Annotated in this window: 23 protein-coding genes; 6 read left to right on the top strand and 17 right to left on the bottom strand. The window is 39.8% G+C overall.

Annotation, left to right across the window (positions count from 1 at the left end):
• Positions 1-11: 11 nt before the first annotated feature.
• The 4 genes from BN8061_RS07290 to BN8061_RS07275 all read left to right on the top strand — a co-directional run bounded on the left by BN8061_RS07290 (position 12) and on the right by BN8061_RS07275 (position 5,682).
• The gene (locus BN8061_RS07290; protein WP_094745886.1) at positions 12-1,598 is read left to right on the top strand and encodes a peptide MFS transporter; all 1,587 of its coding nucleotides are present in this window, start codon (positions 12-14) and stop codon (positions 1,596-1,598) included.
• A 121-nt stretch (positions 1,599-1,719) separates the two neighbouring features.
• Entirely contained in the window at positions 1,720-3,375 is a 1,656-nt protein-coding gene (locus BN8061_RS07285; protein ID WP_068597818.1) for an MFS transporter, read from the top strand.
• An 82-nt stretch (positions 3,376-3,457) separates the two neighbouring features.
• Positions 3,458-5,224: a peptide MFS transporter gene (locus BN8061_RS07280; RefSeq protein WP_068597816.1), complete on the top strand. Its 1,767-nt coding sequence runs from the start codon at positions 3,458-3,460 to the stop codon at positions 5,222-5,224.
• 8 nt (positions 5,225-5,232) lie between these two features.
• Positions 5,233-5,682, top strand: a complete 450-nt coding sequence (locus BN8061_RS07275; RefSeq protein ID WP_068597814.1) for a thioredoxin family protein — start codon at positions 5,233-5,235, stop codon at positions 5,680-5,682.
• Here BN8061_RS07275 and BN8061_RS07270 read toward each other — a convergent pair.
• The gene (locus BN8061_RS07270) at positions 5,666-7,669 is read right to left on the bottom strand and encodes a ComEC/Rec2 family competence protein (RefSeq protein ID WP_094745885.1); all 2,004 of its coding nucleotides are present in this window, start codon (positions 7,667-7,669) and stop codon (positions 5,666-5,668) included. The genes BN8061_RS07275 and BN8061_RS07270 overlap by 17 nt on opposite strands.
• Positions 7,670-7,725: 56 nt before the next feature.
• On the opposite strand from BN8061_RS07270, the gene BN8061_RS07265 reads away from it, so the two are divergent.
• A complete protein-coding gene (locus tag BN8061_RS07265; RefSeq protein WP_068597809.1) occupies positions 7,726-8,154 on the top strand; it encodes a DUF2141 domain-containing protein in 429 nt (142 codons plus the stop codon).
• Here the strand turns inward: BN8061_RS07265 and lpxB are convergent.
• Complete coding sequence (gene lpxB / locus BN8061_RS07260; protein ID WP_068597808.1) at positions 8,146-9,270, bottom strand: lipid-A-disaccharide synthase; 1,125 nt, start codon at positions 9,268-9,270, stop codon at positions 8,146-8,148. The genes BN8061_RS07265 and lpxB overlap by 9 nt on opposite strands.
• Before the next feature lie 86 nt (positions 9,271-9,356).
• On the opposite strand from lpxB, the gene BN8061_RS07255 reads away from it, so the two are divergent.
• Complete coding sequence (locus BN8061_RS07255; protein ID WP_068597806.1) at positions 9,357-9,860, top strand: DUF2480 family protein; 504 nt, start codon at positions 9,357-9,359, stop codon at positions 9,858-9,860.
• Between the two features lie 27 nt (positions 9,861-9,887).
• Here BN8061_RS07255 and BN8061_RS07250 read toward each other — a convergent pair whose 3' ends face one another.
• The 15 genes from BN8061_RS07250 to BN8061_RS07180 all read right to left on the bottom strand — a co-directional run bounded on the left by BN8061_RS07250 (position 9,888) and on the right by BN8061_RS07180 (position 25,237).
• On the bottom strand, positions 9,888-10,646 hold the full coding sequence (locus BN8061_RS07250) for a type III pantothenate kinase (RefSeq protein WP_068597803.1): 759 nt from the start codon (positions 10,644-10,646) through the stop codon (positions 9,888-9,890).
• On the bottom strand, positions 10,646-12,496 hold the full coding sequence (locus tag BN8061_RS07245) for a M1 family metallopeptidase (protein ID WP_068597801.1): 1,851 nt from the start codon (positions 12,494-12,496) through the stop codon (positions 10,646-10,648). Before BN8061_RS07245 ends, BN8061_RS07250 begins: the two co-directional genes overlap by 1 nt.
• A gap of 215 nt (positions 12,497-12,711) precedes the next feature.
• Positions 12,712-14,100, bottom strand: a complete 1,389-nt coding sequence (locus tag BN8061_RS07240; protein WP_068597799.1) for an NADH-quinone oxidoreductase subunit N — start codon at positions 14,098-14,100, stop codon at positions 12,712-12,714.
• 21 nt (positions 14,101-14,121) lie between these two features.
• Entirely contained in the window at positions 14,122-15,540 is a 1,419-nt protein-coding gene (locus tag BN8061_RS07235; RefSeq protein WP_068597796.1) for a complex I subunit 4 family protein, read from the bottom strand.
• Positions 15,541-15,546: 6 nt separating this feature from the next.
• Positions 15,547-17,442, bottom strand: coding sequence for an NADH-quinone oxidoreductase subunit L (gene nuoL, locus BN8061_RS07230; protein ID WP_068597794.1), 1,896 nt, complete (start codon positions 17,440-17,442; stop codon positions 15,547-15,549).
• A 3-nt stretch (positions 17,443-17,445) separates the two neighbouring features.
• The gene (nuoK, locus tag BN8061_RS07225) at positions 17,446-17,772 is read right to left on the bottom strand and encodes an NADH-quinone oxidoreductase subunit NuoK (protein ID WP_068597792.1); all 327 of its coding nucleotides are present in this window, start codon (positions 17,770-17,772) and stop codon (positions 17,446-17,448) included.
• 21 nt (positions 17,773-17,793) lie between these two features.
• A complete protein-coding gene (locus BN8061_RS07220) occupies positions 17,794-18,309 on the bottom strand; it encodes an NADH-quinone oxidoreductase subunit J family protein (RefSeq protein ID WP_068597791.1) in 516 nt (171 codons plus the stop codon).
• Entirely contained in the window at positions 18,310-18,810 is a 501-nt protein-coding gene (gene nuoI, locus BN8061_RS07215) for an NADH-quinone oxidoreductase subunit NuoI (protein WP_068597789.1), read from the bottom strand.
• Positions 18,811-18,827: 17 nt separating this feature from the next.
• Complete coding sequence (nuoH, locus tag BN8061_RS07210) at positions 18,828-19,877, bottom strand: NADH-quinone oxidoreductase subunit NuoH (RefSeq protein WP_068597787.1); 1,050 nt, start codon at positions 19,875-19,877, stop codon at positions 18,828-18,830.
• A gap of 22 nt (positions 19,878-19,899) precedes the next feature.
• Positions 19,900-20,988 carry an NADH-quinone oxidoreductase subunit G gene (locus BN8061_RS07205; protein ID WP_068597785.1) on the bottom strand — a complete coding sequence of 363 codons (1,089 nt, stop codon included), beginning with the start codon at positions 20,986-20,988 and terminating at the stop codon, positions 19,900-19,902.
• Between the two features lie 4 nt (positions 20,989-20,992).
• Complete coding sequence (gene nuoF, locus BN8061_RS07200) at positions 20,993-22,357, bottom strand: NADH-quinone oxidoreductase subunit NuoF (RefSeq protein ID WP_068597783.1); 1,365 nt, start codon at positions 22,355-22,357, stop codon at positions 20,993-20,995.
• Positions 22,357-22,848, bottom strand: a complete 492-nt coding sequence (locus BN8061_RS07195; RefSeq protein ID WP_068597780.1) for an NADH-quinone oxidoreductase subunit NuoE family protein — start codon at positions 22,846-22,848, stop codon at positions 22,357-22,359. The genes nuoF and BN8061_RS07195 overlap by 1 nt, the downstream gene beginning before the upstream one ends.
• Before the next feature lie 18 nt (positions 22,849-22,866).
• The gene (locus tag BN8061_RS07190) at positions 22,867-24,108 is read right to left on the bottom strand and encodes an NADH-quinone oxidoreductase subunit D (RefSeq protein ID WP_068597779.1); all 1,242 of its coding nucleotides are present in this window, start codon (positions 24,106-24,108) and stop codon (positions 22,867-22,869) included.
• A 3-nt stretch (positions 24,109-24,111) separates the two neighbouring features.
• Positions 24,112-24,648, bottom strand: coding sequence for an NADH-quinone oxidoreductase subunit C (locus BN8061_RS07185; protein WP_068597776.1), 537 nt, complete (start codon positions 24,646-24,648; stop codon positions 24,112-24,114).
• Positions 24,649-24,661: 13 nt separating this feature from the next.
• Positions 24,662-25,237: an NADH-quinone oxidoreductase subunit B gene (locus BN8061_RS07180; RefSeq protein WP_068597774.1), complete on the bottom strand. Its 576-nt coding sequence runs from the start codon at positions 25,235-25,237 to the stop codon at positions 24,662-24,664.
• Positions 25,238-25,264 lie beyond the last annotated feature (27 nt).

The following is a 25,264-nucleotide window of genomic DNA, read 5'->3' as shown; positions in this document are numbered from 1 at the left end:
AATAATACAACATGAGTGAAGACAAAAGTTTAGTTCGTCATCTCCACAATTTGGGTATGGACGAGAAAATGGTAAACGGGCATCCTGCTGGACTATTCGTCCTTTTCTTTACCGAAATGTGGGAACGTTTCAGTTATTATGGAATGCGGGCTTTATTAACTTTATTTTTAGTAAGCTCTTTAGCCGAAGGCGGATGGGAATGGACTCGAGAAGACGCCATGAAATTATACGGATGGTATACTGGATTGGTATATTTAACCCCACTGATTGGCGGTATGATTGCCGATAAATTAACGGGATTCAAAAAAGCGATTTTGCTGGGAGCACTCATCATGACGCTTGGTCACGCTTCGATGGCGTTGGAAGGATTCAACCAGAATTTCTTTTATTTAGGATTAGCCTTGATGATTTTAGGGAACGGACTTTTCAAACCCAATATTTCGTCGATGGTCGGAAATCTTTACCCCGACAACAGCTCGAAAAAAGATGCGGGCTATACCATATTCTACATGGGAATCAATGCAGGAGCATTTTTAGGAATGCTGTTGTGCGGCTATATAGGCGAAAAAATTGGTTGGCATTACGGATTTGGACTAGCGGGTGTCTTCATGTTTTTTGGTATGTTGCAATTCTATTTCGGAAACAAAATTTTCGGAATCATTGGCGAATCTCCAAAAGCATTACAAGCTTTCCACGACAAAAAAATACAAAATCACGAAGAAGAGGAAGAAGAAGTTTTACCAGCAAACATTGTGAGAGACCGACTTATTGTGGTAGGAATTCTGATGCTGGCAAGTATCGTTTTCTTCCTATCTTTTGAACAAGCTGGCGGATCGATGTCTATTTTTGCACTCGACTATACCCAGCGTGTACTCGACGGCAATACAGCAATCACATTCAAATGGATCGACACTCTGCTCACCATTGTACCTATTGCAATTGTGACTGTCGTGTTGTACGCGTTGGCAAAAAAAATATTCAAGCAATATCCGTTGACCATTATTTTTACTGCCATCTCATTCATCATCATTTGGGGATTGGGTATTTGGAAAATCTCTAGAGAGTTCAATGCTGTGCAAACAGAGGTTGCTGCATCTTGGTTTCAGATTCTCAACTCATTCTTCATCATTGCCTTGGCTGGAAGTTTCAGTAAATTTTGGGAGAAAGTTTGGAATCCTTCTGGACCAATAAAATTTGCAATGGGTTTGATCTTGGTCGGTGTCGGATTTGCCGTTTTGGCCTACGGAGCAAGTGAAATTCCGCAAGGAGCAAAAACCGCATCGGTGAGCATGATTTGGCTAGTAATCGCTTATTTCTTCCATACGACAGGCGAATTGTGTTTATCTCCTGTTGGACTCTCTTATGTATCGAAACTTTCGCCAAAAAAATTCTTAGGATTATTGTTTGGTTTTTGGTTCTGCGCTTCTGCAATCGCCAACTTTATTGGTGGATTCTTAGGATCAACGATCGATAAAATTGTAGCAGAACATTCGATGAGTTATTTCTTTATGATTTTTGCGATTATACCAGCATTTACAGCATTATTGCTCATTGTATTCAACCCGATATTGAAAAAGTTGATGCACGGTATTCGATAAAATCAACCATCATTTTTGATCCTAAAAAAGAGCTTCGCCTGAGGAGCTCTTTTTTATTTGCGATTATTTTTTAGATAGGTCGATTATTTTATTTAATTTGTGGGCTTTAATTTTTATCTAAATGTCTAAAAATAAAAAATCATTTTTCGAAACCCTTTTCTCCATGAACGGAAACTTTTGGATAGCCAGCGTCATGGAACTTATGGAACGTTGGGCGTGGTACGGAATTTATACACTTTTGGGACTCTATTTGGTGGGTTCTACCGATACCGGTGGTTTAGGTTTCGACCACATCCAAAAAGGAAACATCATGGGAAATATCGTTGCCATTCTCTATTTATTGCCCTTGTTTTTTGGGGTAATTGCCGATAGAATTGGCTATAAAGTATCCTTAATCATTTCTTATATTCTGCTTATCGTAGGGTATTATTTGCTAGGAGAGGTTCGCACCTACTCTAGTGTTTATATTGTGTTTTTACTGGTGGCCATAGGTGCTGCATTCTTCAAGCCAGTTGCCTCGGCTATTGTGGCGCGCAACACCGATGAAACAACGGGAACAGTTGGCTTTGGAATTTTTTATATGATGGTAAACATCGGTGGTTTTATAGGACCTGGTATGTCATCATACCTAAGAACAGAATATGGCTGGAAAGTGATCTTCATACAAGCAGCCGTTGTGATTACCATCAATCTATTAATTGTGTTGTTTTTATACAAAGAACCGAAGGTAGAAAAACCAAAAGATTCTATCGGCAAAGCTATAGGCGATTCGGTAAAGAATATTGTAGATGCTCTTAGAGATAAAAGGCTTTCGATTTTGTTGTTGTTGATGGTTGGTTTCTGGACCATGTTCAATCAACTCTTCAATACGTTACCAAACTTTATCGAAGATTGGGTAGACTCTTCGCAACTCAGCAACTGGATTAATACCAATATGCCAGCCGGAATTGCAAAATTATTAACCGACGCTGGACAAGTAAAACCCGAATGGTTTACCAATATCGATGCCTTGATGATTATTCTCTTACAAGTGACCATTTCGTTTTTCGTAACCAAGATGCGCCACATCTCAGCGGTAATTCGTGGGGCTGTCATTGCAACAATTGGTATTGGATTCACATTCTATTTCGGTAATGTTTGGTTTGTGATTATTGGAACCATAATTTTTGCCGTAGGTGAAATGATGTCGAGTCCGACTGTTTCTTCTTTCATAGCCTTGATTACGCCAAAAGGCAAAGAAGGCTTGTACCAAGGAACCTATTTCTTACCTGTAGCCGCAAGTTATTGGGTGACAAGTTTTATCTCTGGGAATTTGTACCAAGCCTGGTCCGATAAATTATCGCTGCTGAAAACCGAAATGGCCAAACGCAACATCGAAATGCCCGAAGTGGTATCGCGAGAAGAATTTATAGAACAAGGCGCAAAATCTTTGGATATGAAAATCGTTGATTTTGAAAACACCTTCGATTTGAAAGCCGAAAATATCAATTGGTCAGACGTAGGATCAAAATTCCAGACTTTTGCAAATAATAAAGGAATAGATGTAAGCCATGTACATTTACCATTTTCTAAAAACGAGTATTTTTCCTTGGCAGAACAAAAATTGGGCATGGACCATTGGCAAGTTGTCGATATGCTTTGGCAAACGTACAACCCCAACAAGATTTGGTATGTGATTGTGGCTGTGGGTATTTTCTCGATTGTCACCCTGATGATTTACGATTATGTGATCATCAAACCCATCGAACAAAAGAATAAATTAGCAGAAAATGACTAATGTTAAAAATCGAACTGTTTAATCAAAACTTAATTCTTATTAAAAAAATCTTAGTATTTTCGAACTTTCAAACTAAAAAATAATGAACGCAACACAAGAACAAAACTTTTTTGATTCGAAAGTTTTAGGGCATCCTTCGGGATTATTTGTTCTTTTCTTCACAGAGATGTGGGAACGGTTCTCATTCTACGGAATGCGAGTTTTATTGATCAACTTTCTTACTTACACCATCATCAATGGGAGTCCATTTTCTGGTTGGGGATGGGATCCAGTGCAGGCTGGCGCTTTGTATGGTACCTACGCCATGTTATTGTACATCACCCCAATTTTTGGTGGAATCCTAGCCGATAAATACCTTGGCTATCGCTATGCCGTTGTCATTGGTGCAGCAATCATGACGCTTGGGCACTTGTTTATGGCATTCGACTCGCCGCTGTTTTTGTATTTGGGTCTGGGATGTTTGGTGATTGGTACCGGTTTCTTCAAACCCAATATGACTTCAATTTTATCTGAAATGTACAAATCTCATCCAGAGAAAAAAGATGGCGCGTACACCATTTTCTATATGGGTGTAAATGCAGGGGCATTCTTTGGGATGATGTTGTGCGGATATTTAGCCGAAAAAATCGGATGGCATTGGGGCTTTGGATTAGCAGGGATTTTCATGTTTTTGGGAACTTTGCAATTCTGGTTCGCAAAACCTATTTTTGGTACAATTGGTGATCCACCAACTGCAGAACAAAAAGCGATTGCTGCAGAAAATGCACGTAAATCAGATGATCCAGATGACAAACCAAATCCTTTCACCACTTTGGATTCGATCTTAATCGTGATTATGACACTTTTGGGATTGGGATTTGCCTTCAACGACCCTTTGTCTAAAATCGCTGGTGTCGATATTTTTTCTTGGTTACAAGTTGGCGATATGGCTGGACAAAACATTGCGATTATTTCTGCTCTCGTGCTGTTTTTGTTTGTCGTTATTTCTAGACTTACACGCTACACCAAAGTTGTGAGAGATCGGATGATTGCTGTAATCATCTTTGCGTTTTTTGTTATATTCTTTTGGATGTCATTCGAACAAGGCGCGTCGTCTTTGGTAATTTTTGCACGTGACAATGTAGACCGTACTTTGGAAGGTAGTTCGCTCATGACTTTCAATATTGTGAATGCAGCCTTAACGATAATTCCTTTAGGTTTGATTACCTATGTTGTAGTAAAACTTACTCAGCAAACCTTTGGCAAAGCACCGTTGAGCAATATTGTACAATTTGTATGTTTTGCGGGTGTTTGGGGTGTTGCTTTGTGGATGCTTTATAGAGAGTTTACTGCAGAAACTTCAGAAATTACAGTTTCTTGGTTTTCTATCTTAAATTCGTTCTTTATCATCACTTTTGCCTCATCGGTTTCCAAAATTTGGGATTCTAAATTCAACCCGCCAGCTGCTATAAAATATGGTCTTGGACTCATCATCATGGCAATCGGTTTTGGATTGTTGGCATTTGGCTCTGCTGGTATACAAGAGGGCGTAAAAGTATCGATGATTTGGTTGGTATTGGCATATTTATTCCACACTTTGGGCGAACTTTGTTTGTCGCCTGTTGGCTTATCTTATGTTTCGAAATTGGTTCCAGCACGTATGATCGCCTTCATGTTCGGTATGTGGTATTTGGCAATTGCCATCGGAAACAAATTGGCGGCAATTTTGGGTGGACAAATCGAAAACATCACCAATCAATACTCCTTATCAACGTTCTTCCTTATTTTTACAATTGTGCCTGTTGTAGCAGGATTATTGGTTATGTGTTTGCATCCGATTATCAAAAAATTAATGCACGGTATTAAATAATTTTTAAAATGAAAACAATTATTTTATTCATTTCGCTCATCTTTAGCTCTGCTGTTTTTGCACAAGGAGTACAATGGAAATCGCTTGAAGAGGCAGAAGCATTGATAAAAAAAGATCCAACGAAACAAATCTTGCTCTATTTCTATACCGATTGGTGTGGATACTGCAAAAAGATGGAAAAAGAAACCTTTGCACAAAGTGAAGCTGCTGATTTTATCAACCAGCATTATATCCCCGTAAAATTCAATGCAGAGAGCAAAGATAATGTCCATTTTTTGGGCTATAATTATTCGTACATTCCAAAAGGGAGAGTGAATGCATTTGCTTTTTTCTTGTTGCAAGGTCAGGCTGCTTATCCAAGCACTATCATCATCAACAAAGACACAAAAGCATCGCAATTTCTCATGGGCTATTTAAGTCCGAGCAATTTTATGGCTCAACTCAATAACCCAAACTAAAAAATCCGTCTCGATTGGTATACCACACCGTATCAAGATGATGATTTAGCAAAATAGAATCAACTCGATGAACATATTTAGGATAATTGCTGGCATCGGCAATTATCCTTTTTGTTTTGACAGATGGTACTTGTTTAAAGCGTAAACTTTGATTTCTCAAAAGGTAATAATCGACTTCGATGGTATCCAAATTCAATTCATCACCGATGAAAATCATTTGATTATTCCAATTAAGAAAAGATTTTGTCTTCTGAAATTTTGGATGATGAAAATTACTTTCTATCGAATGCAGTGCAACTCGTTTTATGCGTTGATGAATGGCATAGGGCGAAATAATGTATTTCTTCCAACTCAAAGAATCTTCCAACGCATTGCTGAAAACGTTCAGCTCGTTGTGCGTCTTCACGCCTATTAAAGTCGATCGGTACTGATCAAAAATCACCAAATCATCTTGTTTGTTCTTCTGATAGGTATCAATCGTTCGATGAAGAAGATTGGTACTAAGGCAAATGAGCAGAATAATCATTGCAATTTTTGATCGATTTTTGAAGGCTAACCGAAGACAAATCAACGAACAAATAATTAGAAAAGAGGTGAACGGACTGATGTAAATATTCTGCCAAATCGCTTCATCCCATTTAGAAAGTTGAAAAATATAAGCATTAATCACGCCTATAAATCCGTTATACAGCCCAATCAACCAAGAAGGCATCCAATCGAAACTCAAGCCCGTCACCACAATAATTCCACCGACCATCATAAAAAAAGAAGCCGGAATCAACAGTAGATTTCCCAACAAAAATAACCAAGAAAACTGATTGAAGTAATACGTTGCAAAAGGCATTGTGCCTAATTGAGCCGACAAACTCGTCACGCTTAGACCTTTCAGGTAACGTACAATCCGATTGCCTTTCCATACCCAATTGTCAAAAATCGGGTTGAGCCAAACAATAAAAAAAACAGCTGAAAAACTAAGTTGAAATCCAACCTCGAAAAGATAATTGGGATTGATGAATAGGAGGATCAAACCACTCAACGCCAAGGTGTGGTAAATATTCGGTTTACGTTTGAGCAATACCGTAAAATGATAAATGCTAATCATCAGTGCCGACCGAAAAACTGGAGGTCTAAGCTCTACATACATTGCATAACACCAAATAGCCAATAAACAAACCACGATACGCAAGGTCCGTCCTTTTGGTAAACGCCGAACAGGACTAGAAATCACCCACAGCAAGCCGTACAGCATCATCACATGCAAACCAGAAATAGAAAGTACATGCACCACTCCGGTATCGACATAGGCTTGTTGAGTCTCTGGATTGAGTTCGCTATAAGTTCCCAGCAACATCGCGCCTACAATACCAATTGCATCTTCGTTGAAACCATATTTTTTCATTTTTGCGAGCAAAAGGTATTTGGACTTCGCTGCATGATGAAAAAAACCTCGACCAGTTTTATACTCAATCAGCTCGTTTACAAACAATTGACCGTTAAATTTTCGCCTTTTCAGAAATTTTCCATAATCGAACTGATACGGATTCATAGCTTTGGGCAATGTCTCGGCTCGCGCATGAACCACCAACTCATCATCTGGAAAACAAAGCGCTTGATCTTGAGGAATATACAGTAAAAAATTTGAGCCTTGTAAAACAATCGGATAGTGGACAATGGCTTTGTATTTTTGATATTTTGCTGAAGAACCAAGCTGTTGGGCTATGGTTAATTTATAAACCGAATATTGGGGTGAAATTATCGTTTCATTTTGTTGATGGCTGCGTACCAATTGTACAAAAAATCCTAAACCAATGAAAATAATTAACATCAATTGTGAAAAAAACGTTTTAGATTTGTCCTTGTAAACGATGTAGTTTAGAAAAAAGAGACCGCACAATATCCCAATCACGTATTGCAAGTTGAGGTATTCGTGCAATACAATGCCCAAAGCAAATGAGAAAAATAGAAAAACAAACAAATAGTTTTTCATCTTAATTGAGATGGATTAGACTCTTTTAAGTTACTAGATTACAAGAATATATCAAAATGAAAAGACATTTATATTTTTTCTTTCTATTGTTGGCAAGCTTCGGATTTGCACAAAACCATCTAAAAGAATTCACCCTGAATATTGAAAATCTTAAAGGACAAGAAGGTTTTTTGAAGATCGATATTTACCGGAATGTAGAGAATTACACCAAAGATGCAAATGCTTACAAGTCATTCTACATCAAGGTTGATGAAATGGATCGATACGAATTGAGCATTAAGGATTTCCCGAATAACGTCTATGCCATCAAAGTTTTTTTAGATAAAAATGAAAACAAAACGTTGGACAAAACATGGATCGGTATTCGCAAAGAACCTTATGCTTTTTCGGGAAATATTCGTACTTATTTCAGAGAACCAACGTTCGAAGAGGCTAAAATCGAAATTACCAGAGACAACAGAGAAATCACGCTCTACCTACGCTAACGATTGTTGTAAGTCTTGTACAATTGCTTTTGCTGTACGATGAGAAGCACCTTCACCACCCAATTTTTCGCGCAAGTCTTGGTATTGTTGAAACATCAAAGAGCGATGCGGTTCTGTCAAAATCTTACGAAGTTCTATGCTGAGATTTTGGGTATTCAACTCTTGTTGAATCAATTCTTTTACAATTTCTTGATCCATAATCAGGTTGACCAAAGAAATGAATTGGATATGTTTGATCAATCGTTTTCCGATTTCGTACGAAATTCGGTTACCTTTGTAGCAAACCACTTCGGGCACGTTGAGCAAGGCGGTTTCTAAAGTTGCCGTTCCAGAGGTTACCAAAGCAGCATCTGCATGGTATAAAAGATTGTAAGTATCATTCGACACCACGGGCACCGCTTTGCCTTGTAACAACGACTCGTAGAAAGCCTTGGGTTGCGATGGTGCACCTGCAATCACAAATTGGTAAGCTGGAAACTCGTCCATCACCGACAGCATGATCGGTAATTTCACCTTGATTTCTTGATTCCGGCTTCCGGGTAAGAGCGCAATTATAGGCTTTTCGTGAAGATGATATTGCATCAAAAATTCATTTTTCGGTGTGAAATCTTTTTCTTTGAGCGCATCCAACAACGGATGACCTACGAAATCGACGTCCATCTCATATTTCTTGTAAAATGCTTGTTCGAATGGTAAGATGACAAACATTTTATCGACCACTTTTTTGATGTGATGAACGCGACTGGTCTTCCAAGCCCAAATTTGGGGCGAAATGTAATAATAGACCTTTATACCCAACGATTTTACGAAGTCGGCAATCCGCAAATTAAACCCTGGATAATCGATAAGAATCACAGCATTTGGTCGGTAATGCTCAATATCTTTTTTGGCAAATTTGATGTTTCCGAGAATAGTTTTCAGGTTCATCACCACTTCTACAAATCCCATAAAAGCAAGGTCTTTGTAATGTTTGACCAAAGTTCCTCCTTCGGCTTGCATCAGATCACCGCCCCAAAACCGAAATTCTGCTTGTGCATCTTCTTGCTTGAGTGCTTTCATCAGATTAGAACCGTGAAGATCTCCAGAGGCTTCGCCCGAAATGATATAATATTTCACCCTTCAAATTTTCAACAAAGATACAATTTCGCCCAACGACAATTTCATAAAAAGATGCGTAAATTTGTGTACCTTAAAACGAAGTTATGGACGAGATTATAAATAAAGTTGCACAGAGTGGATTGGTTAATTTGGATTTGGAAGAATTCTACCCCGATGGGAAACGAATCGTTTTCGATCTAAAAGATTGGCTGTATGAAGAAATCATCTTGAAGGAAAAAGATTTCAGAGAGAATCTGAAAAAACACGATTGGTCGCAATACCAAGACGCCTATGTTGCCATGAGTTGCTCGGTAGATGCCATTGTGCCCTCCTGGGCTTATATGTTGGTGTTGACCTATTTACAGCCGTATGCTAAAAAAGTAATTTTTGGCGATTTGGCAGATTTGGATGTTTTGTTATACCACGACATCATCGAAAATCTACCGATTGACGAATACGTTGATCAACGCATCATCATCAAGGGTTGTAGCAGAAAGCCAGTACCCGAAAATGCGTACATCGAGCTCATCAACAAATTGCAACCGGTCGCCAAATCGTTGATGTTTGGTGAAGCGTGTAGCACGGTTCCACTTTTCAAAAAGAAGTAAAAAAAGAGAAGCAAAAGCTTCTCTTTTTTATCGATTCATTTCGTATAACAATTTCAATCCTTTGATGGTATGCAGGCGATCGTCTGTATCGATTTTGTTGGTCAAAGGTGCGTAGACTCCGCCTAAACCTCCGGTAGAGATTACAAAGCACTTCTCTCCCACTTCTTGGTTGATGCGGTCGATCATGCCTTCTATCATACTCAAATAGCCATAAACCATCCCACTTTGCATGCAAGCCTCGGTGTTCATTCCTAAGACCGATTGTGGTCGGATCAATTCTATTTCTGGTAATTGAGCTGTTTCACCTACCAACGATTTCAGGGCGGTATTGATTCCTGGTGCGATAACCACTCCACCTACTTGGCCTTGTTCGTCGATTCCTAGAAACGTAAGCGCTGTTCCAAAATCGATAATAATTTTTTTGCCCTTATAGCTTCCTCCGTGAGCGGCTATTGCATTGGCATAGAGGTCGGTTCCCATTTGGTTCGAGCTGTGTTTCACGGGCGAAGGAGTGTTGCGGTCGACAATCATTGGTTCGAAACCATGAATTTTCATTAATGCATTTTGCACCGAAATCGTAAGCGCAGGCACTACCGAACCGATCACGATATCTGTAATTTCGCTGCCATCAATTCCGAACGGACGATACATGCTGCTAAACTTTGCAAAAAGCTCATCTTCGGTACGATAGGGTTTGGAATTGATGGTCCAAGTAATGGTTTCTTTCTGATCTTGAAATACCGCAAAACGCATATTGGTATTTCCTATGTTTACTGCTAATAACATTAGTTGATGTACGTATTATCTTGAGGATTTACGTCTGCTAAACGCTTCGTAGGATCGATTTGTACAGCTTTTACCTCTTTGGTTGTTTTTACGGTATAACGGGGTTTGGTCCAAAACCAATCTTCCAAAACAGTTCGTTTTGCTCCTTGTAATTCTTTCAGGTTTTCTTCAGGTTTTTCGCCTCGCATTTCACGAAGTGGAATATAAAATAGTTCTTTAGAACCATCTTTATATTCGACCAACAAATCGATTGGCATAGCAAAATCTGATTTGTTGACCAAGGTAATTTCGCCGTCTGCGACTTTCTCTATAGCATAATCTACATAGCGTGTTGTATTGATAAACAGATTGAAATACCATTTGAGGTTGATTCCCGAGACTTCTTCTGCTGTGCGTTTGAAGTCGTTGGGCGTTGGATGTTTAAACTTCCAATCGTTGTAGAACTTCTTGAAGGTTTTCTTTAGATTTTCGTCTCCAATGATATAACCTAATTGGATTGCCAACACTTGTCCTTTATAATAGGCTTGCAAGCTGTAGGCATAATTGGTATTGTAATAATCTGCCAACAAACTCGCTGGTTCTTCCTTACCCGATTTTACCAAGCCGAAATAACCTTCATAAGCTTCTGGATTTGGATTGGCTAATATTTCTTGGTTGGTTGCATTCAAATGTCCCAATTGCTCGATGTAAGAAGTAAATCCTTCATCGAACCATTCATCATGTGTTTCATTGATCCCAAAAAGATGTTGATACCAAGAGTGCGCCGCCTCGTGAAAAATGACACCAACCAAACTCTCTAAGCTTCGTTCGCCAGTAATCAAAGTCGAAGTGCCGTACTCCATACCCCCGTCACCTCCTTGTATGATGGAATACGTAGGCCAAGGGTATTCACCGAAACGTTCGCTAGCAAAATCGAAAAAGTCTAAAGTGATCGGAATGGATTTTTTCCAATTTTCGGTTGTTTTCTTCCCGGGCTGATACAGAAAATACACCGTGACACCACCTTTTGTTTTACCGCTTTCTACCACATAATCTGGGTCTGCTCCCCAAGCAAAATCATGGATATTCTCTGCTTTGAAATGCCACGTTGCCTTATCATTGGCTAGTTTCAATTGGTAATTTGGCAGGTAGCCTTTTACTTCTTTTGGATTTTGTAATACGCCAGATGCACCTACAATGTAGGATTTGTCAATTTTAATTTTAACATCGAAATTACCAAAAGGCGCCACGAATTCACGTCCAACATATTCATCCAAATGCCATCCAAACTCATCGAAATGAGCCATTTTTGGATACCATTGCGTCATCGAAAATTCGATTCCTTCTTTTGACAACTTTCCAGAACGGCGAATCTGTTCTGGCACTTGCGCTTTCCAAACAATATCGAAGGTTGTGGTTGTCCCTGGTTTTATGGGTTTGGCAAGGCTAACTTCCAAAATAGTTCCGTCTACTTTATAGTTTAATTTTTTTCCGTCTTGGGTTAACGACGTTATTTTTTGATATCCAATATCTTCTGGCGAAAGCGATGCTATTCTACTTTCTAATTTCGGATTATCTTTCGTTCCGTTGTTTACCACCATTCTACGGTCTGGGTCTGGAATATTTGCCAAACGATGATCCATCATGCTCCCCGGCTGAAAAGCATTGAAGTATAAATGAAAGTACACCTTGTTCAACTCTTGGTCCGAGTTGTTGGTGTATTTCAATTTCATTGTACCATCGTACTGATAAGTTTTTTCGTTGACATCAATCGTCATTTGGTAATCCACCCGCTGTTGCCAATAACCTTTGCGTTGAGCAATGGCAAGCTGCATCAGACAAAGGCTCATAAAAACTGTAAGAATTCTCATGAAAAGTATTTTTTATCGTTTGCCAAACTTACGAAAATTCCAGCAAAATGGCGGAGCGTTCTTGGGTATTTATTAGAATGCTAATACGAGAAGTTGAGGAGTTGAGTTTAATTTTAATGATACAATGTGATAGGAAAAGAAATGCTTTGACCGAGCTTTTGAGTGAGGCATTAAAACAAAAAACCCGAAGCTAATCTTCGAGTTTTTCTATATCGTTACCACATTGGGGTATTCAAAATTCTACTGAGTAAATCTGGCACTACTCCAAATACTAGGATGATGATCACCCCGAGAATCAACATAAAATTGGTCATTCCATCTTGTGATTTTAATTTCGGTTTACCTTTTTTGAAGTACATTTCGACAATCACTCTGAAATAGTAATACATACTCAATACAGCCATCACCAATCCGATAATAATCAAGACCAAATTACGCTCGTCTGCAGCTCCTATACTCAAAGCCATGAATTTTGCCATGAAACCAGACGTAAGCGGAATACCTGCCAACGAAATCAACGCGATGGTTACCGAGATAGCTAATACCGGATTTTCTTTACCCAAACCTGCAAAATCTGGATAATATCCTTTGTTGAGTTGCGCAATGGCATAGAAGATAATGTAATTGGCAATAGCGTAGCTGATGGTGTAATACATCAAAGCTTCTTTGGACATCACGTTTATGGTAAACAACACAAACAGCATGAAACCTGCCTGAGCAATAGACGAATAAGCCATCATTTTCTTCACTGATCTTTGTGCCAAAGCTCCGAAATTACCAATAAATAAGGTAAGCACTATGATGGCAGCCAATAAGTAGCGGTAATTGTTGGCGTTGTCTTCTGTCAACGGTAAATACTGTAACAATTGGATGAATCCTAAGAATGAAGCTCCTTTGATAATGGTCGACATATAAGCTGTGAAAACCGTTGGTGTCCCATAATACACATCTGGAATCCAGAATTGGAATGGCGCCGAACCAATTTTGAAACAGAACGAAAAGATGATCAATGCCCAACCAATATAATACATGGCTTCAAACTGTGCCAAAAAAGTGCTGATGTTTTCGAGTAAAAAAGAACCAGTTGCGCCGTAAATGAAAGCCACTCCCAATATCAGAACGCCGGTAGAGAAAGCTCCCATCAAGAAATATTTTACTGAAGCTTCGGTACTTCTCAGGCTTTTCTTTGCTGTACCTGCCATCAGATACATGGGTATAGAAAGCAACTCGATTCCCAAAAACATCGATACCAAATTGGTAAACTGAGCCAAAACTGCTATCCCAACAAACGAGAAAAATATAAGTGCATAATATTCGCTCAAATGTTTTCCTACTTTAGGAAACAAATCTTTGTTCAATAACAAATAAAAGATTGCAAGCAATGCCAATACTATGAAAAATGTTACCCCAAACGGCGACGATTTTATCATGTTGTCGTATTGTGCATGCAATATTTCGCAGCCATTCAATTGGCAAATTCCTCCTATAATCATCATGATAAATAGAAGAACAGACAATATATTCAACGCACGATGATTCTTAATGTAGAATCCACTAAACATTAAGATGATACCTGAGAGTGCTGATAATATTATAATATTCATATCAATTTAATTCAAAATGATTTAACGAGCTAATAAATAAAATATAGAGTTGGAATTTACTCCAAAATAAATGATCAAAATTGCAATAAGGCTTAGAACAAAAATAACCCCAGTGCTCTCGATATGTTTTACCGCTACGAATCTCGTTTTCACTTCGCCAAACAAAAGGGCACCAGCCAAACGAAGCATGTATACCGCAGACAAAATAACACCCAAACTAGCGATTACTGCCCAAGCCACGTTGTATTTGAACAATGCGGTAAGCATCATGAATTCGCCGATGAAAGATGAAGTCAGTGGTAAAGCGATGTTTGCCATTGCAAAGACGATGAAGAAAATCGCCAAGACAGGATTTACTGTTGCCAAACCACTCATCGATTCGATATCTCTCACATCGTAGCGACGCTCCATTATATCGACAATCAACCATAATCCCAAAACCACCAAACCGTGCGAAAACATTTGGAAAAAAGCACCCGTATAGCCTGTAGCATCGTTGGTGAACAAAGAAATGAAAATCAATGCCAAGTGCGCTATCGAACTGTAAGCAATTATCTTCTTCACATCGATTGCACTAATGGCGATAAACGAAGCGTAGAGAATCCCGATCAGTGCTGGAATCAAGAAATACGGCAAATATTCTGATTGAATTGAGAATAATCCAATGTACCAATTCACCACTGCAAACAATCCCATCTTTGCCATCAAGGCACTCAACACTACTGTAACTGGTGTTGCCGATGTTTTATAGATGGTAGGTTGCCACGTATGGAATGGGAAAATTGGAATTTTGATAACAAAGGCAAACAAAAACAACAAAGCCAGCAAGCTCGTTGCACAATATCTGCTTGCGGTTACCGCTTGTACATCTTCCAATAGAAAAGAGGTTGGCTTCAGGTTGAAACCAATAAAAATTATACCTGCCAACATGAACATCGACCCGAAAATGGTGTACAGAAAGAAAGTCATATTGGCTTTGATTTTATCATTTCCTTTACCCCAGATCCCGATTAAGAAATAGATCGGAATCAAAACAATTTCCCAAAAGAAATAGAATAGGATAAGGTCTTGTGCAAGAAAAACACCGTTGAGCCCGGCAAGTGTAATCAACAATAATCCATAGAACGAATTATTGAATTTCTGTTTGGTGCTTGCCAAATAGCCAAACAAGAGTACATAAACCAAATTGGAAAGAAATACCATCAGACCACCTAAACCTGTAGCGTTGAGTGCGAAATAAGTTTTCAGGTGATTGAAGTTGAACCATTCTACAGCAAAACTCATTTCTTTTGATCCTCCTCTGTAATATAGGTAAGTCATCGCAGCCAACAAAACGCCACCGACAAATGCTCCCAACCATTTCATTGGTTTTTGATTTTTCATTAGCAATAGAATGAGCCCTACAACTAATGGTAAAACGATAAATAATGATAAAAGCATCTTTCCTTATTTTAAAAAATATCCAATAAAAAACAATCCTAATCCGGCAACAATTCCCACGATCATCATCATGATATAGAAACCAACGTTTCCGTTATGTAGCGCTTTCACTCTACTGGCTTCTTTGTTGCTCAACCAACCGATACCCGATACCAAGCGGGCGATACCAGCTTCTTCGATATACCACTTCAACGCATCACCGATTTGTAAAACTGGTACAACTATCGCATTGTGATACAATTCGTCTATATACCATTTATCTGCCATGGCTTTGCTAATACCACTAAATTCATTTTCTGGTCGATTGGTGTAAGTTTTTATCGCCCAATAAATGCTCAACAATACCGCTATGAACAAGGCGCCCATCATGATGTATTCTGTGGTATGCGAAAGTTCTATATTGATGGGATGCACTACACCGCCCAAAAAGTTATTGAGCGAATGGGCATCCTCTGCAAATACTGCTGGTATTCCTATATAACCACCAACAATAGAGAGTACAGCCAAAATTATCAGCGGCAGCGTCATTGGCATTGGACTTTCGTGCGGATGGATGTTTTGTTCGCGCAAATCACCCAAGAATGTAAGCGCGTATAATCTGAACATATAAAAAGCTGTCATGACAGAAACGATAAAGCCTATTGCGTATACAAAAGGATTGGAAGCGAACATGGCAACGAGCATTTCGTCTTTAGAGAAAAAGCCCGACAAGCCAGGGATTCCAGCAATTGCCAAACAACCGACCAGCATTGTAGCGTTGGTGATTGGCATGTATTTTTTCAGTCCGCCCATTTTGGTCATATCTTGTTCGTTGTTCATTCCATGGATTACCGATCCTGCTCCTAAGAACAACAAGGCCTTGAAGAAAGCGTGGGTAAGCACATGAAATACAGCTGCGATATAAGCTCCAGAGCCGATTGCGGCAAACATCAATCCCAGTTGCGATACGGTAGAATAGGCCAAAACTTTTTTGATATCATTTTGTTTCATGGCTATTGTTGCCGTTACCAGAGCGGTAATAATTCCTACCCATTGTATCACGGTCATGGTAATCGGCGCGAAGTCGAATAGAAAATTGAGGCGTGTAATCATAAAAATACCCGCCGTAACCATGGTAGCGGCATGGATGAGTGCAGAGACAGGCGTTGGCCCAGCCATTGCATCTGGTAACCAAGTAAATAATGGCAACTGAGCCGATTTACCGGTCGCTGCTAAAAAGAGTAAAAGGGTAATGCCAGCCAAAACTCCGGATATAGTCTCGGGAGAATGGCTTACAAAATTGTATACAGCCTCTGCCAACGGTTGGTATTCAAAGGTACCAAACTCTTTGTAAATCCAGAACATCGCCAACAAGAAACCAACATCACCAATACGATTCATGATGAAGGCTTTTTTTGCTGCTGCAACATAGTCTGGATTGGTAAACCAAAATCCGATCAACAAAAACGAGCAAAGTCCTACTCCTTCCCAACCAATAAACATCACCACCAAATTGTTCCCCATGACCAACAATAGCATGAAGAAGATGAAGAGATTGAGGTAAGCAAAGAATTTCCCGAATCCTTGATCTTCGTGCATGTAGGCTGCACTGTAAACATGAATCAAGAAACCAACGCCGGTAATGATTAACAAGAACAAGCTCGTCAATGCATCTATCTGAAATGCAAATGGAACACGAAAAGTTGGAATACTGATTAAATCAAATGCCTTGAATACCAATGGTTCTACGCCCTCACCTGTAGGGACATTGAAAAAAACCAAAATCGATAAAATGAAACTGAACAAAACAGCTCCTGAACCAATGAAAGCGATGAGACTTTTTGGTAAATTATTTCGTCCTAAACCATTAATAAAGAATCCAATCAACGGAATGAGTGGAATTAACCATATATACTGTGCCATAAATTAATTCTTTAAACGGTTTAATAAATTAATATCCACATGATAAACTTTTCTAAACAAGAGTATAATAACAGATAATCCAACGGCTACTTCTGCCGCTGCCACAACCATAATGAAAAACACCATGAGCTGAGCATCGGTACCAGTCGAAGAGGCTGGATTGAGTTGATGGTGCATCTTCGAGAATGCAACCAACAACAAGTTTACAGAATTCAACATCAACTCGATACACATAAAGAGTACAATGGCATTGCGACGTATCACCACGCCCGTCATCCCTATTGTAAAGAGAATTAATGTAAAAATGATATAATAATTAATCGGTAACATGTATTAATTTTTCGAGTCGTTTTAATCTATTAATTCTTTATCTTTTTTCGATAAAATCACCGCGCCTATCATGGCAGAGATGAATAAGATCGAACTCAATTCGAACGGCAATACATAGTCTGAGTACAGCAACATTCCCAAATTGTGAATTAATCCGATCTCGCCTGTTCCCATTTCAACAGCAGTTGTAGGTTTGCCGTTGGTCGTAAGAATACTGATCGTGAGGATGATGAAAACCAAACACACAACGCCCGCAACAGCCAACTTGGCTGGCGTTCCAAAGGATTTCTTTTCGGAGTTGAGATTCATCAACATCACCACAAAAAGAAAAAGAACCATGATCGCTCCGGCATAAACAATGATGTTGACTACTGCCAAAAATTGGGCGTTGAGTAAGATATAATGCCCACTGATACAGAAAAACGTGATGATCAAATACAAAATCGAGTGAATGGGATTTCTACTGGTCACCATCAAAAGAGCACTCAAAACCGTCAATCCTGCCAAGACATAAAATAAAATTTCTTCTATAGCCATTTAGTTGTTTTTTGGGTGTGGAATTAATAAATCTTCTTTTGAATACACAAAGTTTTTACGATTGAAACTTGGTGGCGGAACCGTTTGCGAAAGATAAACTGCATCTTTCGGGCAAGCCTCTTCGCAGAAACCACAGAAAATACATCGCAACATATTGATTTCGTATTTTGCAGCATATTTCTCTTCGCGGTACAAATGTTCTTCGCCTGGTAAACGCTCGGCCGCTTCCATGGTGATTGCCTCTGCCGGACATGCCAATGCGCATAAACCACAAGCCGTACAATTTTCGCGTCCTTCCTCGTCCCGATTCAAAATATGCAAACCGCGAAATACAGGACTAAAAGGTCTTTTCTCTTCTGGATAATTGATGGTTTGTTTTTTCATGAAAAAGTGTTTCATGGTAATCATCAATCCTTTTATGATGGCAACTAAATAAATACGTTCCCAAAAATTCATTGGGCGACGATCTATTTGTTGTGCTCTATTGGTAATTGCTTTCATAATTTTTTTGTCTCAGCTTAATTGTTTAATAATAAAATGATTAAACCTGTAATCAGCATATTTACTAATGCCAAAGGCAATAATTTTTTCCATCCTAAATTCATCAACTGGTCGTAACGGAAACGTGGAATTGTCCATCTTACCCACATGTAGAAGAAGATAAAGAAACTGGTTTTGGCAAACAATACGGCAAAATGGATAACGGCTGCCCAATTATTCCCGACAGCATCGACCAATTGGTTGTCATTGACAAATGGTATATCGTATCCGCCAAAATATAAAGTTGCTATAATTGCCGATGAGATGAACATGTTGACATATTCTGCGAACAAGAAAAAGCCCATTTTCATCGATGAATATTCGGAGTGGTACCCCCCGATCAACTCGTTTTCTGCTTCGGGCAAATCGAATGGTGTACGATTGGTTTCAGCAAAGGAACAGATCAAGAAAATAAGAAATCCTAGCGGTTGCAAAATCACCATCCAATATTGATCTTGCTGGTAGTTTACAATGTCGCTCAATTTCAAAGATCCGGTAATCATCAAAACCGTAATCAGGGCGATACCCATAGGCAATTCGTACGAGATAATTTGCGATGCGGCACGCAATCCTCCCATGAGCGAGTATTTGTTGTTCGATGCCCAAGCCCCGATCATGATGCCATATACGCCCAAACTCAAAACGCCCAAAATGTACAAAAATCCAATGTTGACGTCGGCAATTTGGGGTACGACTAGGCGATCACCAAATTCGAACGGTGTACTCCAAGGGATTACAGCGCCCGTCATACAGGCTACAATCATGGCCAATGCTGGTCCAAGGATGAATAAAAATTTATTAGAATCTTTAGGTACGATTTCTTCTTTAGAAAATAACTTCAATCCATCGGCAAGCGGTTGCAACAAGCCAAACACTCCCGCTCTGTTGGGACCTAAGCGATCTTGTAAGAATGCGGCAACTTTACGTTCTGCCCAAGTAGAATATGCGGCAACGCCCAATGCGATCGCAATCAACAATCCTACTAATGCTAATTTTTCTAAAGAATCAGCGATAAATTCTTCCGTCATGGTTATCAATTATAACTTTTGGTTAATCTTTATAATCTTCACTGGTTGCTGGTCCGTGAATTTTAGAAATATCTCGATTTGGTTCGTTCACCTCACTTACGGTATGGATGTCCAATAATACTTTTGGATCTCGATGGATCACCCTTGGTAAGGTTTCTTTAGGTTTTACCGTTGTATTGAGGTAATGATTGGCGCGTATCACCGAATCTTTCGCTACTTCTGATGGTTTTTCTAAAATCCAATCGTTGAGGTCTTTCTTCTCGAAACGGCATGTATTGCAAATCCAATCTTCGACTTCGTTCCATTCGTTTTTGCGAGCTGTCACCCGGAAGACTTCATTACCTCTGAACCAGATTTGAGCCTTACCCGAACAAGTTGGGCAATCACGATGCGCGTCTACTGGTTTCAGAAACCAAACGCGATTTTTGAATCGGAAAGTTTTATCGGTCAAAGCTCCTACCGGACAAACATCTATCACGTTTCCGATGAATTCGTTATCCAATGATTTTCCTAGATAGGTCGAAATTTCGGCGTGATCTCCACGGTACATTACGCCGTGTTCGCGACATCCTGTGATCTGATCTGCAGTTTTCACACATCGATAACAGAGGATACAACGATTCATGTGCAATTGAATGTTGGGCCCTAAATCTTCTGGTGCAAATGTACGGCGATCAAAATCGTATCGTGTTTCTTCTTTCCCATGTTCGTAACTCAGATCTTGTAGTTTACACTCACCAGCTTGGTCGCATACTGGGCAATCTAACGGATGGTTTAGTAGTAAGAATTCGACAACACCTTCACGGGCTGCCACTGCTCTTTCCGATGTTTTGTTTCCGACAACCATTCCGTCCATTACTGTTGTACGACAAGAGGCTACCAATTTTGGCATTGGTCTTGGATCTACGTCGCTCCCTTTGGTTACTTCAACCATACAGGTTCTGCAATTTCCGCCTGTGTTTTCTAATTTGCCATAATAGCACATTGCAGGCGGTGCTACTTCTTTACCAATTAAGCGAGCAGCTTGCAAGATGGTTGTTCCTGCAGGCACTTGTGTTGTATGTCCGTCAATTGTCACGGTAAACAATTGTGGTGTATTTTCTTCTGCCATAAGATTATGTATTTGCAGGTTCTTGTTTTAATTCGATCGGATCAGCATAATGCGCTAATCCATAGTTTCGTGTTAAACATTCTTCAGGATTCAACACATGCCATTCGAATTCGTCACGGAAATGACGAATTGCAGAGGCTACTGGCCAAGCGGCGGCATCACCCAATGGGCAAATGGTGTTTCCTTCTATTTTACGTTGGATATCCCACAACAGGTCGATATCCGACATTTTTCCTTTTCCTTCGTGAATGCGTTTTAGTAATTTTTCCATCCAACCTGTTCCTTCGCGACAAGGTGAGCATTGCCCACATGATTCGTGTCGATAAAAGCGTGCTAGGGTGTAGGTGTGGTACACGATATCTTGGTCTTCGTCCAAAACTATGAATCCGCCAGACCCCATCATGGTTCCGGTTTGGAATCCACCTTCAGACAAGCTTTCGTAGTTCATGTAACGCGGTTTGCCTTCTGCGGTTCTCAGCAATAAGTTTGCAGGAACAATAGGAACCGAACTCCCACCTGGGATACAGGCTTTCAATCGTTTTCCATTGGCGATTCCGCCGCAATATTCATCAGAATAAATGAATTCTTCTACTGTGATGGTCATGTCGATTTCATAAACACCTGGTTTGTTGATGTTACCACAAGCCGAAATCAACTTCGTTCCTGTAGATCGTCCTACTCCTATTTTCGAGTATGCTTCGCCTCCAATTTCGATGATGGGCACGACTGCCGCAATGGTCTCGACATTGTTGACCACTGTTGGTCTTTCCCACAAGCCTTTCACTGCAGGGAAAGGTGGTTTCAAACGTGGGTTTCCTCGTTTTCCTTCTAAGGATTCGAGCAATGCTGTTTCTTCACCACAGATGTAAGCTCCGCCTCCACGTTGTACATAGATTTCGAGGTCGAAACCTGTGCCTTGAATATTTTTTCCTAACCATCCGGCTTCTTTGGCTTCTTCGATGGCTTCTTCTAAGATTTCTGCTACCCAAGCATATTCGCCACGGATGTAGATGAAAGAGGTGTTGGATCCTAAACAATAGGAAGAAATCAGAATTCCTTCGATCAATAAATGAGGGATATATTCCATCAGATAACGATCTTTGAAGGTTCCTGGCTCCGATTCGTCGGCATTCACGACTAGATGGCGTGGGACACCTTCGGGCTTTGCCAAGAAACTCCATTTCATTCCTGTTGGGAAACCTGCTCCACCGCGTCCGCGTAATCCAGAGGTTTTGACTTCTTCTAGGATTTCGTCGGTTGTCATTTTGAAAGCTTTTGCAGCATTTTCATAACCGCCATGTTCTCGGTAAGTTTGATAGTGTCTTATCCCAGGAACATCAATATTTTTGAGTAAAAGTTTTTGTCCCATTAGGCTAATTTTTTCAATTCTTCTAACAATTCATCTACCTTTTCTATCGTCAAATTTTCGCGATAGGTTTTTCCTAACTGCATCATTGGTGCATAACCGCAGGCACCTAGACATTCTACTGTCTTCAAGGTGAAGAGTCCGTCTGCCGATGTTCCGCCTTCTATGATATCGAGTTTCTTTTTGATGTGCTCGATAATCTGGTCAGATCCTCTCAACATACATGGGCCAGTTTGGCATACTTCTAAAACGTATTTCCCAACCGGATTGAGGTTGAACATGGTATAAAACGAAGCGACTTCATACACCTCTACTGGTAAAATATTTAATACTTTTGCAACATAGTCTAAATGTGGTACATCTAACCATCCGCCAAATTCTTCTTGTGCAATATGCAACAAAGGTATCAACGCACTTTTCTGTTTTCCTTCTGGATAACGTGCAATAAGCTGATTAACTTTATGTTGTGTTGCTTCTGAAAATTGAATTTCCATTTCTTTTTTTACTTAAAATTAAGCATCTAACTCTCCAGCAATTAAATTCAGACTACTCATTGTTATGATAGCGTCTGAGATCATACCGCCGACAATCAATTCTGGATAAGCCTGATAATAGATAAAACATGGTCTACGGAAGTGCAAGCGATACGGAGAACGCCCTCCGTCGGATACCAAGTAATATCCCAACTCACCATTTGCGCCCTCGATTGAATTGTAAATTTCTCCCACAGGCATCTCTACCTCTCCCATAATGATCTTGAAGTGATAGATCAAAGCCTCCATTTTGGTATAAACGTCTTTTTTCAAAGGCAAATAAAAATCAGGTGCATCGGCATGATATAAGGTTGCCTCTTCGCCCTCTAAGGCATTGATTTTATCTAAAGCTTGTCTGATGATTTTCAAACTTTCTTTCATCTCCTGATTGCGAACCTGAAAACGATCGTAACAATCGCCTGTAGTCCCAACTGGAATGATGAATTCGAATTCTTCGTAGCGCGAGTACGGACGAGCGACACGCACATCGTAATCTACTCCTGCTGCTCTAAGGTTTGGACCAGTAAAGCCGTAATTCAAAGCACGCTCTGCCGAAATTCCTCCTACGCCTTGGGTACGGTCCATGAAAATACGGTTGCGCACAAACAGGTTTTCGAATTCTTGCAAAACAGCTGGAAACTCGCTTACAAATCGGTTGATCTTTTCCCATGCTGTGGCAGAAAAATCTCGTTCGAAACCTCCAATTCTACCAATATTGGTCGTCAATCGTGAGCCACAAATTTCCTCGTATATTTCGTAGATCAACTCTCGGTATTTCATCATATATAGGAAACCTGTAAAAGCACCAGTATCTACACCCATAATCGAATTACAAACAATATGGTCGGCAATACGAGCCAGCTCCATGATGATGACCCGCATATACGAAGCGCGTTTAGGCACTTCGATACCAACGAATTTTTCTACCGTCATATGCCATCCTAGATTATTCAGGGGTGCCGAACAATAGTTCAACCGGTCGGTAAGTGGTGTGATTTGATATAGTGGTCTGCGTTCTGCAATTTTTTCGAAAGCGCGATGGATATAGCCAACTGTAGGCACAGCAGATTTGATAATTTCGCCATCGATCTCTAAAATATTTTGAAAAACCCCATGCGTTGCAGGGTGTGTAGGCCCAAGGTTGAGGGTAATTGTTTTCTTTTCTAAGGAACCTTCTGGCAAAGTTACGTTCGCGTTCTTTTTCGTTTTTACTTTTCCCATTGCTTAACCTTTGATATTCATATTACCGTAATTGAACGATCCGCCACGACCAAACATTTCATCGTCTTTGTCTCGACGTGTCTGATCTTCTAACGGGAACTCTTTTCGTAACGGATGGTAATCCATCTCTTCTACATTCATCACCCGAATAAGGTTTGGATGACCGATAAAATTCACCCCAAAAAAATCGTAACATTCGCGTTCTAGCCAGTTGGCTGTTTCGAATAATTTGGTTGCGGTAAAAATATCTGGTTTCTTGATATCCAAAGCAAAATTCAATCGGATGTGTTGATTGCGATACATATTGTACAGAAGGTAGCTTACCTCTAATTCTGCTCCTACATGTTTTGGATAATGTATCGCTGTGAGATCGGTAAGAAAGCGAAAGGCTAAATCATCTTCATCATACAGATATTGTATAATTTTGAGGTTGAAATTTTTATCTGCATAAGCCTTTAAGATACCGAAATGCTCTTCGAAACCGAAAATTTTATCTTGAAATTTTTGAACTAAACGTTCCTGTAATTGTGCATTTTCCATTCGTTCAAAAAAATTATTTAATTCCGTAACTAGTCAACAACTCTTGATACTCTGGCGAACTTCTGCGGCGAACGCTTTCGGTTTCAACCAATTCTTGTATACGCATCACGCCTTCTATGATTCCTTCTGGTCTTGGCGGACAACCTGGCACGTAGACATCTACTGGGATCACTTCGTCTATCCCTTGCAACACCGAATACGTATCGAAAATACCTCCAGAGCTGGCACAGGCTCCAACTGCAATCACCCAACGTGGTTCTGCCATTTGGATGTACACTTGCTTCAAGACTGGCGCCATTTTTTTAGATATTGTTCCCATCACCATCAACAAATCGCACTGGCGAGGCGTGAAGGCTAAACGCTCTGAACCGAATCGAGCCAAATCATATTTAGAACCCATTGTCGCCATGAATTCGATTCCGCAGCATGAAGTAGCAAAAGGCAATGGCCAAATTGAGTTCTTACGTGCAAGTCCCACAACTTTGGACAATTGCATCGTCATAAACCCTTCGCCTTGATAACCTTCTGGCAATTCGTCTATCACCTTTACATTGGTGTTGTGCGTAACTGGTCTTCTATTATGAATCATTTGTTTTGTTTTTTAATTGATTAACAT

This window comes from Vaginella massiliensis (assembly GCF_900089075.1).
Lineage (GTDB): Bacteria > Bacteroidota > Bacteroidia > Flavobacteriales > Weeksellaceae > Weeksella > Weeksella massiliensis_A.
Note: the sequence above shows the minus strand (reverse complement) of the source record. Positions and strands in the feature narration are given on the sequence as shown.

Bases quoted from the DNA above. Each gene is read 5' to 3' on its own strand.
- BN8061_RS07290 (WP_094745886.1), top strand. From the start codon at position 12: ATGAGTGAAGACAAAAGTTTAGTTCGTCATCTCCACAATTTGGGTATG.
- BN8061_RS07285 (WP_068597818.1), top strand. From the start codon at position 1,720: ATGTCTAAAAATAAAAAATCATTTTTCGAAACCCTTTTCTCCATGAAC.
- BN8061_RS07280 (WP_068597816.1), top strand. From the start codon at position 3,458: ATGAACGCAACACAAGAACAAAACTTTTTTGATTCGAAAGTTTTAGGG.
- BN8061_RS07275 (WP_068597814.1), top strand. From the start codon at position 5,233: ATGAAAACAATTATTTTATTCATTTCGCTCATCTTTAGCTCTGCTGTT.
- BN8061_RS07270 (WP_094745885.1), bottom strand. From the start codon at position 7,669: ATGAAAAACTATTTGTTTGTTTTTCTATTTTTCTCATTTGCTTTGGGC.
- BN8061_RS07265 (WP_068597809.1), top strand. From the start codon at position 7,726: ATGAAAAGACATTTATATTTTTTCTTTCTATTGTTGGCAAGCTTCGGA.
- BN8061_RS07255 (WP_068597806.1), top strand. From the start codon at position 9,357: ATGGACGAGATTATAAATAAAGTTGCACAGAGTGGATTGGTTAATTTG.
- BN8061_RS07250 (WP_068597803.1), bottom strand. From the start codon at position 10,646: ATGTTATTAGCAGTAAACATAGGAAATACCAATATGCGTTTTGCGGTA.
- BN8061_RS07245 (WP_068597801.1), bottom strand. From the start codon at position 12,496: ATGAGAATTCTTACAGTTTTTATGAGCCTTTGTCTGATGCAGCTTGCC.
- BN8061_RS07240 (WP_068597799.1), bottom strand. From the start codon at position 14,100: ATGAATATTATAATATTATCAGCACTCTCAGGTATCATCTTAATGTTT.
- BN8061_RS07235 (WP_068597796.1), bottom strand. From the start codon at position 15,540: ATGCTTTTATCATTATTTATCGTTTTACCATTAGTTGTAGGGCTCATT.
- nuoL (WP_068597794.1), bottom strand. From the start codon at position 17,442: ATGGCACAGTATATATGGTTAATTCCACTCATTCCGTTGATTGGATTC.
- nuoK (WP_068597792.1), bottom strand. From the start codon at position 17,772: ATGTTACCGATTAATTATTATATCATTTTTACATTAATTCTCTTTACA.
- BN8061_RS07220 (WP_068597791.1), bottom strand. From the start codon at position 18,309: ATGGCTATAGAAGAAATTTTATTTTATGTCTTGGCAGGATTGACGGTT.
- nuoI (WP_068597789.1), bottom strand. From the start codon at position 18,810: ATGAAAGCAATTACCAATAGAGCACAACAAATAGATCGTCGCCCAATG.
- nuoH (WP_068597787.1), bottom strand. From the start codon at position 19,877: ATGACGGAAGAATTTATCGCTGATTCTTTAGAAAAATTAGCATTAGTA.
- BN8061_RS07205 (WP_068597785.1), bottom strand. From the start codon at position 20,988: ATGGCAGAAGAAAATACACCACAATTGTTTACCGTGACAATTGACGGA.
- nuoF (WP_068597783.1), bottom strand. From the start codon at position 22,357: ATGGGACAAAAACTTTTACTCAAAAATATTGATGTTCCTGGGATAAGA.
- BN8061_RS07195 (WP_068597780.1), bottom strand. From the start codon at position 22,848: ATGGAAATTCAATTTTCAGAAGCAACACAACATAAAGTTAATCAGCTT.
- BN8061_RS07190 (WP_068597779.1), bottom strand. From the start codon at position 24,108: ATGGGAAAAGTAAAAACGAAAAAGAACGCGAACGTAACTTTGCCAGAA.
- BN8061_RS07185 (WP_068597776.1), bottom strand. From the start codon at position 24,648: ATGGAAAATGCACAATTACAGGAACGTTTAGTTCAAAAATTTCAAGAT.
- BN8061_RS07180 (WP_068597774.1), bottom strand. From the start codon at position 25,237: ATGATTCATAATAGAAGACCAGTTACGCACAACACCAATGTAAAGGTG.